This is a genomic window from Salinivibrio sharmensis (assembly GCF_001995985.1).
Taxonomy (GTDB): domain Bacteria; phylum Pseudomonadota; class Gammaproteobacteria; order Enterobacterales; family Vibrionaceae; genus Salinivibrio; species Salinivibrio sharmensis.
In genome coordinates, this window is sequence record NZ_MUFC01000004.1 from 167,388 (window position 1) to 182,034 (window position 14,647).

At 48.6% G+C, this 14,647-nt stretch carries 13 protein-coding genes and 1 tRNA gene; 6 read left to right on the plus strand and 8 right to left on the minus strand.

The genetic code is table 11. The features are described from left to right. Window positions 1-51: 51 nt before the first annotated feature. Window positions 52-981, minus strand: a complete 930-nt coding sequence (locus BZG74_RS05655; protein WP_046075654.1) for a chemotaxis protein CheV — start codon at window positions 979-981, stop codon at window positions 52-54. Between the two features lie 428 nt (window positions 982-1,409). Between BZG74_RS05655 and BZG74_RS05660 the strand changes: the two genes are divergently transcribed. From BZG74_RS05660 to BZG74_RS05670, 3 genes are all read left to right on the plus strand, one after another. Then, the gene (locus tag BZG74_RS05660) at window positions 1,410-2,354 is read left to right on the plus strand and encodes a chemotaxis protein CheV (protein WP_046075655.1); all 945 of its coding nucleotides are present in this window, start codon (window positions 1,410-1,412) and stop codon (window positions 2,352-2,354) included. A gap of 79 nt (window positions 2,355-2,433) precedes the next feature. After that, window positions 2,434-2,925, plus strand: coding sequence for a SixA phosphatase family protein (locus BZG74_RS05665; RefSeq protein WP_077771724.1), 492 nt, complete (start codon window positions 2,434-2,436; stop codon window positions 2,923-2,925). 328 nt (window positions 2,926-3,253) lie between these two features. Beyond that, entirely contained in the window at window positions 3,254-4,612 is a 1,359-nt protein-coding gene (locus BZG74_RS05670; RefSeq protein WP_077771725.1) for a hypothetical protein, read from the plus strand. Here the strand turns inward: BZG74_RS05670 and BZG74_RS05675 are convergent. From BZG74_RS05675 to BZG74_RS05685, 3 genes are all read right to left on the minus strand, one after another. Then, entirely contained in the window at window positions 4,609-6,528 is a 1,920-nt protein-coding gene (locus BZG74_RS05675) for a putative bifunctional diguanylate cyclase/phosphodiesterase (protein WP_077771726.1), read from the minus strand. The genes BZG74_RS05670 and BZG74_RS05675 overlap by 4 nt on opposite strands. Before the next feature lie 104 nt (window positions 6,529-6,632). Continuing rightward, the gene (locus BZG74_RS05680) at window positions 6,633-7,145 is read right to left on the minus strand and encodes a hypothetical protein (RefSeq protein WP_077771727.1); all 513 of its coding nucleotides are present in this window, start codon (window positions 7,143-7,145) and stop codon (window positions 6,633-6,635) included. Window positions 7,146-7,514: 369 nt separating this feature from the next. After that, window positions 7,515-7,892 carry a glutaredoxin family protein gene (locus tag BZG74_RS05685; RefSeq protein ID WP_077771728.1) on the minus strand — a complete coding sequence of 126 codons (378 nt, stop codon included), beginning with the start codon at window positions 7,890-7,892 and terminating at the stop codon, window positions 7,515-7,517. A 208-nt stretch (window positions 7,893-8,100) separates the two neighbouring features. Here BZG74_RS05685 and BZG74_RS05690 point away from each other — a divergent pair, with 208 nt between their 5' ends. Next, window positions 8,101-8,940: an isopenicillin N synthase family dioxygenase gene (locus BZG74_RS05690; RefSeq protein ID WP_077771729.1), complete on the plus strand. Its 840-nt coding sequence runs from the start codon at window positions 8,101-8,103 to the stop codon at window positions 8,938-8,940. 80 nt (window positions 8,941-9,020) lie between these two features. Here the strand turns inward: BZG74_RS05690 and BZG74_RS05695 are convergent, their stop codons facing one another. After that, on the minus strand, window positions 9,021-10,028 hold the full coding sequence (locus BZG74_RS05695) for a glycine betaine ABC transporter substrate-binding protein (RefSeq protein WP_077771730.1): 1,008 nt from the start codon (window positions 10,026-10,028) through the stop codon (window positions 9,021-9,023). Window positions 10,029-10,159: 131 nt separating this feature from the next. Here BZG74_RS05695 and BZG74_RS05700 point away from each other — a divergent pair, with 131 nt between their 5' ends. Next, complete coding sequence (locus BZG74_RS05700) at window positions 10,160-10,912, plus strand: PilZ domain-containing protein (RefSeq protein WP_077771731.1); 753 nt, start codon at window positions 10,160-10,162, stop codon at window positions 10,910-10,912. Window positions 10,913-10,923: 11 nt separating this feature from the next. Here BZG74_RS05700 and BZG74_RS05705 read toward each other — a convergent pair whose 3' ends face one another. From BZG74_RS05705 to BZG74_RS05715, 3 genes are all read right to left on the minus strand, one after another. Next, window positions 10,924-12,048 carry a PQQ-dependent sugar dehydrogenase gene (locus tag BZG74_RS05705; protein WP_077771732.1) on the minus strand — a complete coding sequence of 375 codons (1,125 nt, stop codon included), beginning with the start codon at window positions 12,046-12,048 and terminating at the stop codon, window positions 10,924-10,926. Between the two features lie 12 nt (window positions 12,049-12,060). Then, the gene (locus BZG74_RS05710; protein ID WP_077771733.1) at window positions 12,061-12,300 is read right to left on the minus strand and encodes a YdcH family protein; all 240 of its coding nucleotides are present in this window, start codon (window positions 12,298-12,300) and stop codon (window positions 12,061-12,063) included. Window positions 12,301-12,402: 102 nt separating this feature from the next. After that, window positions 12,403-14,277, minus strand: a complete 1,875-nt coding sequence (locus BZG74_RS05715; RefSeq protein WP_101494665.1) for an alkaline phosphatase D family protein — start codon at window positions 14,275-14,277, stop codon at window positions 12,403-12,405. Window positions 14,278-14,516: 239 nt separating this feature from the next. Here BZG74_RS05715 and BZG74_RS05720 point away from each other — a divergent pair. Continuing rightward, window positions 14,517-14,592 (plus strand) — tRNA-Asn (locus tag BZG74_RS05720). Window positions 14,593-14,647 lie beyond the last annotated feature (55 nt).

Here is a 14,647-nt window from a genome sequence, read left to right on the forward strand (position 1 = left end):
TGACAGTGTCATGACACATATCAAGGCTCACCCATAACGTGGTAAACACGCTCAGTAATCGGTTGGACTGCCTTCTAACTTGACCGATGAACCGGATGTTTTCATCATCGCGCCACGCAACATAGCTTGCACTAGCTCAGTGGCATCGAATTTCGTCAGCGCTTCGTGCGCCCCGACTTGTTTGGCACGGTCGACACTGATGTCACTTGATAGCGAGGTGTGCAATATCAAGTAAGCTTCCGCCAGTTTATCGTCGCTGCGGATCTCAAAGGCGAGCTCATAGCCATCAATCCCAGGCATTTCGATATCGCTGACAATAATATCAAATGGCTTGCCAGCTGAGGCGGCATTCTTCATCATTTGCAGCGCTTCTAGGCCATTGTTGGTGACAAAATAGGGGATGTTTATGCTGTCTAGCGCCTCTGATAATTGCCGCCTCGCCGTTAATGAGTCATCGACCAAGAGTATATTCATGGGTTTGAGTTTCTCACGATCGACGTCGGCTAAGATGGGGTGCAGCTTGTCTGGATCGGAGGGGAAAATGTGCTCCATAATGTACTCAACATCAAGCAGTTGCACCAATTTGTCGTCAATGTTCATCACCCCAGTAAGAAACGCGCGTGTGCCCAAGGTTTCCGGAGGTTCTGAAATCGAACGCCAATCGCACTCGCTGATCTTGTCGATTCCACGGACCAAAAAACCCATTACCCGGCGCTGACAATCGGTCACGATAATGTAGCAAGACTCCCATTCTGACTTGGCCACCGGTTTGTAACCAATCGCTTTTGCCATATCAATGACAGGGGTCGCGATGCCACGGAAGCTAGTGGTTCCGATCACGGTTGGGTGAGATCCCGGCAAATCCGTGAGCGGCTGAAAGGGGATGATTTCTCGTACCTTCAGCGTTCCAATCGCGAAGGATTGGGTGGCGGTGAGGCGGAACATCAACATGCCTTGTGCTTGATTCGCTTTGCTCTTCATAGCATCACTCTGCGTGTTATCGTCAGTCTTTTGAGTATGGTAACAGTGTTGTCTTTGATCACCTATTCTTAACCCAAGGATAGGGCTAATAGGCGTAAAGATAAAACTTTTGCCTGCTATTGTCTCATATTTGAAACTTATTGATAGTCTCATTTAAACGTGGTGTATACCACGCTTTTAGGACATAGTTTTTGCTAAGATAGCGAAAGATATAGGCTAAGTGAGCCAGTCATTTAGGCACCACCTTATGCAAAGAGGTTGCCTGTGACTGTATCTTACCTAAAATAAGAAAGAACACGCTTTTTGTCTCGGTACTTGAAAGTCTCAGTGCAACGCGACACAAAAGCCCCCAACATTGAGGCACGTTAGCAAGGATTTACGTGTCCGGATAAATGCGAATGAGCAGTAACACGACGGTTGAGTAGACTATGACCAATATTTTAGATTCGGTAGATTCGCGGACACGATTGGTGGGTGAAAACCGCCTCGAGCTTTTAATGTTTTACCTTGGCTCTACCCAACCTTTTGCCATCAACGTGTTTAAAGTACGTGAAGTCATTAAAGTGCCCAAGCTCAACCAAATGCCTGGCTCCCATCCGAACATCCGTGGCGTTGCCATGATTCGTGGCAAATCTATTCCGGTGATTGACCTACGTCAGTCCATTGGCATGGGCTCGATAGGCATGTCGGATGAATGTAACGTTATCGTGACTGAATATAACCGCACTATCCAAGCGTTCCTCGTTGGGCAGGTGATCAATATCAAAAACATGGGCTGGGATGAGATCATGGAGCCGCCTTCCAGCTCTGGGCGCAATAATTACTTAACGGCCATTACTCGCCAAGACTTTGACGGGCAAACGCGTCTAGTGGAAATTGTCGATGTGGAAAAAGTGCTGGCTGAGATCGTTGCGTATGAAGTGGGTGTTTCTGAAGATGTCCTCGACCCGCAACTGACCCCTTATATGACGGGGCAGCGAGTACTGGTTGTCGATGACTCATCCACGGCGCGCGCGCAGGTCAGTGAAACCTTGTCGCAGTTTGGCGTTGAGTGCATCATCAAGAAAAATGGTGCGGAAGCACTGAATTTGCTCAAGAGTTGGTGCGATGAAGGCAAAAACGTGAGTGACGAAATTTTGCTTATGATCACTGATGCGGAAATGCCGGAAATGGACGGTTATAAATTGACGCACGAAGTGCGCTCTGATAGCCGGATGAGTGATTTGTACATTGCACTGAACACCTCACTAAGCGGTAGCTTCAACGAGGCAATGGTTGAAAAAGTAGGCTGTAATCAGTTTATCTCTAAATTCCAGCCCGATCTTTTGGTCAATGTGGTGCAGGAGCGTTTGCGCCAAGTAGTGGCGAGTTAAACAGCCTAGGCACTGGTGAGAGCAAAAAGCGAAAGCGGGCCGTGGCTCGCTTTTTTTATTGAACAATGAGGAGGGGACGATGAAAACGGTATTTCTCATGCGCCATGCAAAATCGAGTTGGGATGATCCGAGCCTCGATGATCACGATCGTCCGCTCAACCCGAGAGGGTTTCGACAAGCGCCACAAATGGCGGAGCGCTTGAACGCTTGGTTGCATCAGCCTCAAACGATTGTGACCAGTACAGCGCAACGCGCAAAAGATACAGCGGTACTCGTGGCACAAACGCTGACCGATAAGCCGCCCATTGTGTTAGAAGAAAAGTTATACAGTGAGCATGCATCGGCAATCATTCATACCATCCAAGCACTCGAGTTAGAACAAGATGTGGCGATGATTATCGGCCACAACCCTGCACTAAACAATTACTTGTATGGCGTGGGAATGACCAAGGATAACTTGCCGACCTCAGGTGTGGCGGTGGTGCAGTATCCCGTCGAGCACTGGACAGAGATCGCGAATACACATGCACAGCTTTGCTTTCTTGATTGGCCTAAGCGACTTCGAGGTTAGTGTAATCTATGGAACAGGGTGCTGTCATATGCATACTAAATATGGTGCGCTCTGAACTATATTTAGCGCTTTGATTGTAAAGTTATCTACTGTACCTGTGGATAACCCCGTTAATTTCTTTGTAAGTAATGGCGGCAGTACGCGTGAGTCGTGGAGAGCAACCCCAAGACGATCGATTGCGCAAAAAACGACCAGTTTGATTGGCGCTATATGGCGGTTTTTCACTCGTGTTGCGGTAAATGTGCGATACTCGTAACACCTTGGTCGTACGCGTATTATGGGGGATCGGCTTGGTAGCAAATTTATTGGCGTTCACAGGAGAGCAGTCGTGATCACAGTAGACAAACATGAGGGTTTATCAGTCAGGGTGGCTGTGCTCAACGAGGAAGTCAGTGCCCAAGAGGTCGAGTTTTATCTCTTCGTCCCTGGTGAGCTTAAGTTTGGTAAGCATGTGCTCTCTGAAGATGAGTTTTACTACCGTGTCCTCGCTAATAGTCGGACGTATTTTACGTCTCGTTATCATCTGCCCTTGGTGCATGCTCGCCTGGCCAGTCGTGAAAAACTGCCAACCGAACAATATCGAGTGAGCTTGAGTCTCTATGCGTACCAGTATGCGTTATCGCTCGAAAAAGCGACGCACGATTTTTTTGAATCCGTTTCTGGGCTAGAGGATGAACAAGCGTTAGAGCAGTTAGAAGATACGATAGAGATGGCGGTGGAGATTTTACGGCGACTCCGGCGCTATAAACCGCAAAACACCAAGCTACTCAAGTATTACCATAATATAGATAACTATTTGTCTTGGTTGACCGAGCAACGCTTTCTGTCGTTACTGGCTCATATGCCGCGTGGAAACGTCTACAAGAGGATACGCCAGCAATTGATTGAATTGTGCCAAGCTGAAGAGGCACATCGTCTCGTCAACCGTTATAACTCGGATAAAGCACGGCGCGATCCCACTCGTATGGTCAATAAAATGCGCCTTGCGCGCCGCTTGATTGAGTTTCCCGTGACGATTCGCCAAGTGCCGCAGGCGCTAGGTAAAAACCTTAACAAACTGGCTAAAGCTTCTGCGACGGCGTTTGTGATGTTGTTTGTCACCACTGTTATTGTCCGTGCACGTCAATATTTAGGCGAAATCACCTTATCGTTCGTGTTGGCCATGGCGGGTGTGTATGCATTGCGAGAGATCTTTAAAGATGATCTTCGTGATGCGTTGTGGCGATGGATTCGTAAAGGGCGTCCCAAGTGGCGAAAACGTTTTATTGACCCCACATCCAATCGACAAATAGGTCGGCAGTTAGAGTGGCTAGATTATATTGATTTTGCTGCCCTACCCGATGAAGTGAAGAAATTGCGTCGTGGCAAACTTCGTCAACGGGAAGAAGCGGTCGTGCGCCTTAAAGTGAAAACACAGCTAGAGACAACCCGTTTTTTGTCGGGTTATGACACCACTCGTGACGTGTGGAAATTTGACTTCCGCTCTTTTTCTCGCCTTATGGACCGCGGTAGTCAGCGCTTATATCGGCTTAATGAAGGCCAAGTACTCAAAGATTCGGTTGAAAAGCGGCATCAATTTAACCTTATTAGTTGTCAGCGGCTAAAAGGGCAGCCGATGGTGTATCAGCGCTGGAAAATTACGGTTAACCGCTCAAAAGTGGTCGATATAGAAGAAGTGTTTGATTAATCATTCATCAATAACTTGCCTTTATGATTTAAGTGATCGATGTAGAAAGCATAAAAGTCCAGTGCGGATAGCGGTTTGGCGAAGAAGTAGCCTTGGAATTCGTCAACGCCCATCTGTTTTAGGCTGGTGAGTTGTTCTTGTGTTTCGACGCCTTCGGCAACTACGCGAATATCGAGCTGGTGTGCCATATGGCAAATGGTATCTACCAGCACGTGCTGGCGCGGTGTATTGGCCATGCCGGTGACAAATGAACGATCAATTTTGACTTTATCAAAACTAAGGTGGCTGAGTACCGACATGGATGACCAACCGGTACCGAAATCATCTAGCGCTATCCGAATACCGACGTCGCGCAGTTGATTCATCAACAGATTGAAGCGACCAATATCGTCGATGGTCATCGTCTCTGTTACCTCAAAAATCAGTTGTTTACGTTGTTCTGGGTGATCGGCAAACACAGTGATTACATCGGCAATCAAGGACTCGTTGAAAAACGAATCAGAGAGGTTAATCGCAATATCAATACGTTCATTAACGGTTTGCCACTCGGTGTTTAAAGCCAGATAAACTTGATGCAAAAGCCAAGCGCCTAATGTTCGCCCCAGCCCTGATTCTTCGGCGATACTGACGATGAGTGCTGGATCAATGGCACCAAACTCAGCATGGTCCCAGCGAATCAGACACTCACATCCAAGGCGTTTTGACGCTGGTGATACCATGGGTTGGAACAATACATAGAGTGTCTCTTGGTATGGATCGTCAAGGTGAGCCTTGAGCTCATCGCGTAATTGACGACGTTGCTTCGCTTCTTGCTCGTACTCCGCCTTAAATATATCAACACTGTCTTGCGTCACAGGCGCTCGTTTGGCTTTCATCAGCGCAAGATCCGCGTTGTTTAACAGTTGATTGGCAAACTGACGATGATTCCTGATGACATTGTCATCCAAATCGAGGCTCTTTGCGACGCCAATAGCGACCGCTAATTGATGGCTCGGGCAGACATTGTCGATCGCGCTTCGCAGCGCGTTGCACAAAGGTTGAGTAAAGAAACTCAGCTGACGATTGTCGGTGTACGCGAGAACTGCAAACTCATTACTGCTGATCCGCGCACAAGGATAACCGTAAGGTAAACACATGCTTTTTAATTCATTGGCTAACTGTGTTAGCGCGATATCGCCTTGTTCGTACCCCATCAGGTCATTGATGTCTTTAAAACGACGAACATCGATCAACAATAACGTATGTATTTGTTTTTTATGTGCCGCTTTGTAGAGGTGCTCCAAGAGGTAATTGCGATTGGGGAGGCCAGTGAGACTATCGTGCCATGCCATTTTTTGCTGTTTGCTACTATTGCGATAGAGGCGAAAGGCGAAAAAAATCAATAACGACATCAGTATAATGATAGCCGCGTACATGGTTTTTATTTGGTCTTGTAAAAATTCACGCTGCTCGATAGCTGCCGGCCCGGTAAAATTATTTACCATCAGGTTTCGTACCTGAGGAAGGACAATATCCATTTCATGAAGAAGGCCAGAAAGCCGCTGACGGTCACCATTCAATACCGCTTGCTCATGTTGCTGAATTAAACGAAAAGCATGTTTTACCACGGGCTGGGCATCAAACGTACGACGCATGGGCGCAGCCTCTTGGCTACTTAAAAACGTGTCATAACGACTCCATAGGATGTCATAAGAGAGGACAAGAGACTGTTTGTCTGATGCCGTGGCGAGGTACAAGGCGAGTTCATTGCGAAATTCTAAGGTTTCGAGCTCCATTTGTGCTAATGCCCATGCTGACAATTGGGTATGTAGTGCTTGTCGTGCGTAGGCATTATGAAACTGGTAAAGCGCCGAGGCCGCGAAGGCTAACGTGGTAAATGCAAAAATGATGAAACCGATAAGAGGGCGCTTTACCATGCCAATATATTCCTTTACTACTGTGTTTTGCCTAGCTGCTTGTGGTTTAGTCTAGAGGCTCGTGATGTAGGTAAAAAGTCGTGATTGAGCCAATAAGGCTGTTGTTATTCTTTTTCTAAAATTTCGATACGATCGACTTGCCACACCATACGGCTGTGTAAGACTTCGTTGTCGTATTGACCGAACTCCGATAACGGATATATCACCCAAATTGGCCCTTTGTCGCGAACGGACATCCACTCGCCGTTTTTCTTGATAGCGAAAACGGGGTTATATTTCTCAATCTCGTCAGTGGGTACTTTCGACCAATAATCATTCAACGCGTGAACTTTTAATTCATGCCCTGGTTTGTCATAGGTCTTTAACAGCTTTTGCGCTGACACCCCAAGGAATACTTGTGTGCCTTCGGTCCACGGTGTTTTGGTTTCGATCGTGCGATCAGCCAGTTGCATCAGCTCTTCACGATTGAACGACTGCTTGGCGACATCGCCATAAACGGTCAATAGCGATCTGGCTTTTACAGGGTGACTTAATAGCATTAGAAGCAGAAAGAGCAAAATGAGTGGGCTGGTGTAACGTATTTTCCCCGAGTGGTGTGTCGTGTTGTCATTTATCATTTCACACTCCTTATTGTTCCCGTCTTTTAAAGCTAGTTTGTGATTGAGCCTAACTCAAGACAGAGCGATGGTGGCAATGATATACGCTCTAAGGTTAAATGGGAAAGCATGTCGTCTTTCTTGGTTTACTTGATGTTAGTTGCGTCGTTTATTGGGTGTTAATGGCACTTAAGTGAACATGCTTTTTGGAATCGGTGGCAGTGAATAACGGTCACATGGAAAGCCATTGGGTTGAAAAAAAACTGCCCGAGCGCAGGGCTGGGGCAGTCTAGCAGAGCCCGATAAAAGGCATACGCCTGTCGGGCAACAAGGGGCAAGCGAAGGAGTCTTGTCACTAAAACCATAGACCCCGACTTTGCCTCTGTCTAATTATTTTTCAATAATCGGAGATGTTTGCTTATTTAAATAGGCAATAATATCGTCTGACTCGTACATCCAATGTGTTTCCCCGCTCGTGTTTTGGATACGTAAACAGGGGACTTTGATTCGCCCTCCACCTTGTTCAAGTTCTTGACGCGCGGTTAAATCACGTTTGGCATCTTTCGTGTTCAGCGGTAACCCCAGTTTTCGACTTGCCTGGCGCACTTTGACACAAAATGGACAGGCCGCAAATTGATACAAGGTAACCTGCTGCGCCAACGTATCGATAGCGTGTTTTTGTGCTGCGCTCAGCTGAGGCGCCTTGGGTTTTGTCAACGACTCAACAATCAGAATAATCTTACCTAGGATCCAACGAATAACGCCCATATAACCTCCATGCGTTTACAACTGCGTAGAGTGTAACACGTGATACCTGTTTACCCAGCTCAGGGCTGAATGATTTAACTTCAGCTGTTTCTTTTGGAAAACAAAGCGTTTCCATATGAGAACGGTTTTGCGTTGTGTACGTCGATCTGCCTGTTAAACTATTGTTTCAATCACCTCACGATAAAAAGCAAACGATTACGAGGCTACTATGACACTGCAAGCCATTGACTTTACAGCGCCTAATGCGGAGCAGGCGTTTGTTGAATCCTTACGTGAAACAGGTTTTGGTGTACTAAAAAATCATCCATTACAGCAGCAATTGGTCGATGATATTTATCAGCAATGGGAAGGTTTTTTTAACACTGAGAACAAACATGACTTTACATATAAGCCAGATACGCAAGACGGCTTTTTTCCTGCAAAAGTAGCAGAAACGGCGAAAGGTCATACTAAGCGCGATTTAAAAGAATTCTTCCACTACTACCCTTGGGGACAGTGTCCTGCCGACTTACGAGACAACCTGCAGGCTTATTATCAGCATGCCACGACCTTGGCGGAGACCTTGCTGTCATGGGTTGAACGTCAGTCACCGTCTGAGGTGAGCCAGCACTACTCACAGCCACTATCCAGTATGATTAATGGCAGCCAACAAACCTTGTTACGTGTTTTACATTACCCACCATTAAAAGGTGATGAGGAGTTGGGAGCCATTCGTGCGGCGGCCCATGAGGATATTAACTTGTTAACTATTTTGCCCGCTGCCAACGAACCGGGTTTACAAGTGAAAGCAAAGGATGGGAGCTGGTTAGACGTGCCTTGTGATTTTGGCAACTTGATTGTCAATATAGGTGATATGCTGCAGGAAACGTCTGGCGGCTATTTCCCGTCAACGACGCACCGGGTCGTCAATCCAGAAGGTGCGGATAAGAGCAAAGCGCGTATCTCGTTGCCGCTGTTTTTGCACCCTAAGCCAGATGTTGTACTGTCTAAGCGTCATACAGCCAACAGTTACTTGATGGAGCGTCTGCGTGAGCTTGGCGTGATCTAGTGGTCTGCCTTTTATCCTTGCCAAGGAGAATCTGCCTTGGCAAGGGTGATTTTACCTGATCAGCAAGTGTGCCTCTCTTTCTATTGCAAGGCGTCTTCAATGCGCTGTGCTGTTTTGTCGTCGACCCACTGATGCCACTCAGTGCGATAGCGACGTAGAAATTCGTCAGCGGCTATTTCACCGTCAGCTTGGTAGGTATCCATCCAAGCTAGCATGTCACTCATCACTTGATTATCGTACTCACGGCGGTTGATATAGTTAAATGCTGCTGGCGCTTGCTCGGCAAAGGATGCAGTGGTCAAAGAGTGTACGGGAGAGACCGGAAATGCAGTGACCTTAGGTGACTGGCAATCTGCTTGGGTAATGCATTGTTTGTAGTGTTCCAGATCGACATCAGCGCCTAAGTCGACCTCAACCATTTCATATTTTCCCATCACAGGGGTTGGCGCCCAATAATAGCCAAACCAAGGGTTTTGTCGCTCGTTAGCACGTGCGATGGTTCCGGCCAGTCCAGCGGCGGAGCCTGGGTCGACAATTTTAAATCCGGCTTTGTCGAGCTCAAGGGCGTTAAAAATATGTTCAGCGGAAATTTGACACGTCCATCCTGCGGGGCAACCCATGAATGCCGCTTTATCGGGGTCTTCAGGATGCGGGAAAAGCTCTGGATGGGCTTTAATACCCTCAATCGTTGCTAGCTCAGGGTGTTTATCAACCATGTATTTGGGGACCCAAAAGCCTTCGTTGCCGCCTTGTGAGAATGCGTCACCGGCATAGCGTAGCCGCCCCTCATTGACGCCTTTATCTAACATCGCTTTGTGAGAGTTGGTCCAAAACTCTGGCGCAATATCAGGTTCGCCTTTTTCTGTCATTGAGACACCAGTAGGCATGGTATCACCTGGAACCAAAGACGCATTACATCCGTACCCATGTTCGAGGATAAACTGATCGACATGTGCCATCAAAGTGGCTGAATTCCAATTCATATCAGCAATAGAAACATCACCGCAAACCTTGTTGTCATTGGCTTGCACTGAGGTGGCGCAAACGAATAGGGTGCTAACCAGCAGCCGCTTTGGTGTCGTTATCATGGCGTGTCCTTGCTTGGTAAGTGCTTTAAGTATCGAAAAAGTAACATGAGGTAAGAGCGCTATCTATACTCAAGGCAATCGAACTCTATGAATACGTTGAAATTCACATTGCGGATACGACAAAACCGACTATGCCCAGAAAAGAACAACTCAATGCGATAGAGAAAACCAGAGAGGCGATCTCATTACCGGTGGCTACCGCTGTGCTCAAACTGGGCGGTGCGACGCTAGTGCGTGTCCATATCCAGACCCCGACCAACGCTTTGTTTCGGTTCAATGCGTTACTCATTGGCAGCGATGGGCAGCGATTTTGTTATGTGCAGTTACCACAGCTATCGTCTCAACAAAGACGATTATATTTCGGCGCGGGGTATAATTTGCGTATTCACGGCGTCTCGCCGGAAGGCGCACTGATGCGTTTTGGGGGCAGGATACACAGTGTGATGGAGGGTTATCATACTTTATTGAGTGTCGAGCTTACGCGTGAGGGGGCGACCGCTACGCCTCTTCGCCAGGATAGGCGTTTCCCGGTCGAGTTGGCGGCCCAGCTAAACATGGATGGCAAGTCAGCGATCTCGGTAACAATACATGACCTCTCGGTAGGCGGGTGTCTTTTTTCGTATCGCGCGGTCGGCTTGCAGATTAATGCGGAGCAACTTGCTACGCTTAGCTTAGTTGATATCGCCGCGAGCCAAGCCTTGACCATGACCGGTATGATTTTAAGCCACCGATTGAAGGGTGATCGCTACCACTGCGGGTTTAAATTCGATGATCGTTCTAAATCGCGAGGGGCGTGGTTAATCACCAACTTAGACTACGATGGTGAGCAGTATCACTTATCCGTCCCGAATAATGACGGTGAGCTGACCTCCAGTTTATCCTAGCGCTGTGCCCTCTAGTCGGCTGTGGGGGTCAGGCGTAAGACACTGCCATTCCGTCTATCGGTGAGTATGAGTAAACTGCCGTCTCGCGCTTGTATGACATCGCGAATACGACCAAACTCACCATCGAGCATCCGCTCTTCGTGTGTTACCTTGCCATCTTCCAATACTAACCTGACTAGGAGCCCAAATTTCAACGAACCGAGCAGCAAGTTACCGTCCCACATAGAAAAAGGCGCGCCGTTCACCATGACCATCCCAGAGGGCGCAATAGAGGGATCCCAATAATAAACCGGTTGGCGCATACCTGGTTTTGATGTTCCCTCTCCAATTTGTGTCCCCAACCCATAGTTCACCCCATAAGTGATGGTTGGCCACCCGTAGTTTTCACCAGCGCGGATAATATTAAGCTCATCACCCCCTTGCGGACCGTGCTCGTGAGCCCAAATGCGTGAGCCTGTGTTGTCGAGGGTGATGCCTTGAACGTTTCGGTGTCCATAACTAAACACCTCAGGGCGTTTATCATCCGCCTGTGTGAAGGGATTACTCTTCGGCACTGTACCATCAAGATTAAGACGAACGAGCGTACCCAGGTGATCGTCGGCAAACTGTGCACGATCGCGGTGACCACGGTCACCGAGCGTAATATATAGATGCTCAGAGGTGACCAATAAGCGACTGCCAAAATGGCGTCCCCCGCCGCGTTTGGGTAACGCTTTAAAGATAACACGGCTATCAATCAGCACGTCCTTGGACAAGGTTGCCATCATCACTTCCGTGCCAGCTTGCCCCTGCTCATTCACGCCAGCATAGGACAGATAAACACGGTGGCTGTTGGCAAAGTCAGGGGCGAGAGCAATATCAAGTAGACCGCCTTGCCCTTGTTGAAACACATTTTTGGGTGTGCCCAACACAGTAACAACCAGCCCATTGGGGGTCAGCCGTTTGAGTTTGCCGTTACGCTCGGTAATCAGCAGATCGCCATCCGGCAGTTCAGCGAGTCCCCATGGGTGTGAAAAACCGGATTTCAGCGTTTCAGTGCGGAGGCTAACTGCCTCCGTACTGATGATTTTCGCTTGTGTAGCCCCTATAACGCCCCAGCAAAGCACCAATAGGCAGAGGCAATGCGAAATGCGCATTGTTGTCTCCTGTTAGTGTGTGCGTAGTTTTTGGTATAGACGGTCTTTAAGGTGAGCACGTTGTCTTTTCATCGCAGTAAAGACATCGTCGCTGGTGGGGATTTGGTTCATCTCTAAACCACGAATGTGGTGGTCCAGTTGGTGGTAGCGTTGCGCATCAAGCTGGAAGTCAGGATCGTACTGTTTCAGGTGATGGATACGATCGCGGTGTTCTGGAAAATCAAAAACGAGAGCGTGGTTTTCTCCTTGCATAAAGCCTCCTGTTCTCGGCCTAACCCTTATAAGGTTAGGCCTGCTTGGGCGATAATCCAAGTTTATTTTGGCGCACTGGCAATCAGTGCGGGGAGCGAGTGACTAGGTGTTTGTCTTCTCTGGAAAAGAGACGCGAGTACCGTCTGCTTTTAGCAGGCTAACGGAGTGTGGCGAGCCGTCATCATTGAGCTCAACCAGCCCGACGCCACTGGCATTGACAAGGCGCTTGGGGCCGGGGGTATCAGGATCACGCCGCTCAATATGCATACGTTTACGTTTGGTAAGCCAGTTCAGCGGGGACAGCGGACTAAACAGCACCCGATCGCACCACTCGCAGAGGGTCAATAGGGGTTCGGGAAAGCGGTTTTTGAAGCCGCTGGCGGTAATTTGCCACAAACGCGGGCTGTTGGTACGAAAACGGATACGGATGTCATAGGCAAACGAATAATGTACATCGCCAGACAGAATCACATAGTTGGTTGGCGTGCGCTGATGACGAAAAATACTCAGTAGGGTATTAGCACTCCCTGGATGGGCCATCCAGTTTTCGGCGTCGACGACGGTTGGCGCACCCAGCCAGGTCGCGACTCTTTGCAATACTTCAATAAACTTAACACCGAACATGGGGGCGGCAGAGACAATCACTGCGCTATCATGCCGTAACAAGTCATGTTGAAAATCCATCAGTGCTTCCCAGTCCATCAGGCCAGATGGTTTATTCATTCGTGACTCAGAGCGCCAGCGCCGAGTGCGTGTGTCTAACACGACGAGGTGGGGGGTGGTTGGTACCGTGTAATGCCAGTGTTCAAAGCGCAGACATTCTTCCACCATGGCCTGATGCGTCTCTGTTTGTGTGTCCAGGTCGCAAACATCAATGGGCTGATAGGCGCTTTGACAGGCGGTAGTGAGAAACTCTTGGCTAAAGTTATCGGGTGCATTGCCCCAACCTTGGCACAACCAGTAAGCCATCAGACCATTACCGATAATACGGCGAGAAAAGGGATTAAAATACGCCGCCTGCTCCCACCCGACGGTGATATTCCAATCGTCAGTGATGTCGTGGTCATCAAAGATCATATAGGTTGATAGGTGTGCGAATAGTCGCTGCACGCCGGTTAAACCGGAACGAAACGCATTGAGTGCGAGTGTTTCTTGTTGATAGCGCTCGCGTTGACTGTCGGTCAGTTGAGTGGGAGGTTGAAGATGAGGCCCATCTGTTAGTGCCCAAGAAACGGGCGCCCAAACCAGCAAATACATGGCGACGTGTTCTGCAAAGCTTATCAAGTGATTGGAGACGGTTTTAGATGTAAAAATAGGCAGTGGTTGACCAAACAGTCTCTCTAAACGGCCGCCCTTTTCCGCGCGCTGGCTAGGGAGGAGCTTGCCGCGTTGAACATAGCTGTCAGGGTGTGTATCCAAGGCACGGCAGTCGACAATGGGCGCGGCCTCGAAATACTCATTTTTAAGACCTAATACGGCAATTAACCGGCGAATACGCTGCAGCATAGGCGTGGCGACATCATCGGCATAGATTTGATCGCCACTCATCACTAGCAGATTGGGCCATTGTGTCGTTGGAGTGGTCGCCAGCTGTGCATCAAGAGTCACCAAGGCGTCCTCGCAACGATGATGCGGGTGGCGGCAAGAGCCATGCGCAATGTGTGTGGCTTTAGCAGGGATACAAAACTCAGGAGTATCCTCATTATCATAGAGGAGATGAGGTTGGGTATCCGCTAAGCGTTGCCGCTCTACCTCCATGTCGTAGGACAAGGGAACGTCGACTGGAAACCCATGGGCCGGCCGAAGGTGATGAAGCACGACCCACGCACGCTCGCCAATACGAAACCAATGTCCCGCTGACAAAGGCATGGAAGCGAGAAGCTGACTCCCCTGATAGACTGACACTGTACCCTTATCGGGTTTTTGTGTCAGCACGGACCACAGTGTCACTTCATGCTGGGTGGTGCGCCTTAGCATAGGGCCTGCGATAAACAATGGGAGCGACGCGGTGTTTTCCAATGTGTCTGTGTCCTCGTGATTATCTGCTGTGAATTATATTTGCACTTTTACCTACGTCAGTGCAAAGAAGATAGATTTAACAATCTGATTTGTTGCCTTTTTAGCCACTCAAGCGCTACATGGCAGGTTTTCTTTAAAAAAGGGTTGCACCGAGATAATGGATTGCCTATCATCTCGCTCGTTGTCGCAGAGACGATTCCCCCATAGTTCAGTTGGTAGAACGGCGGACTGTTAATCCGTATGTCACTGGTTCGAGTCCAGTTGGGGGAGCCAAATTGATAAGAAGCGCTGGCCGAAAGGCTGGCGTTTTTTGTTTGTGCTTGTGAAT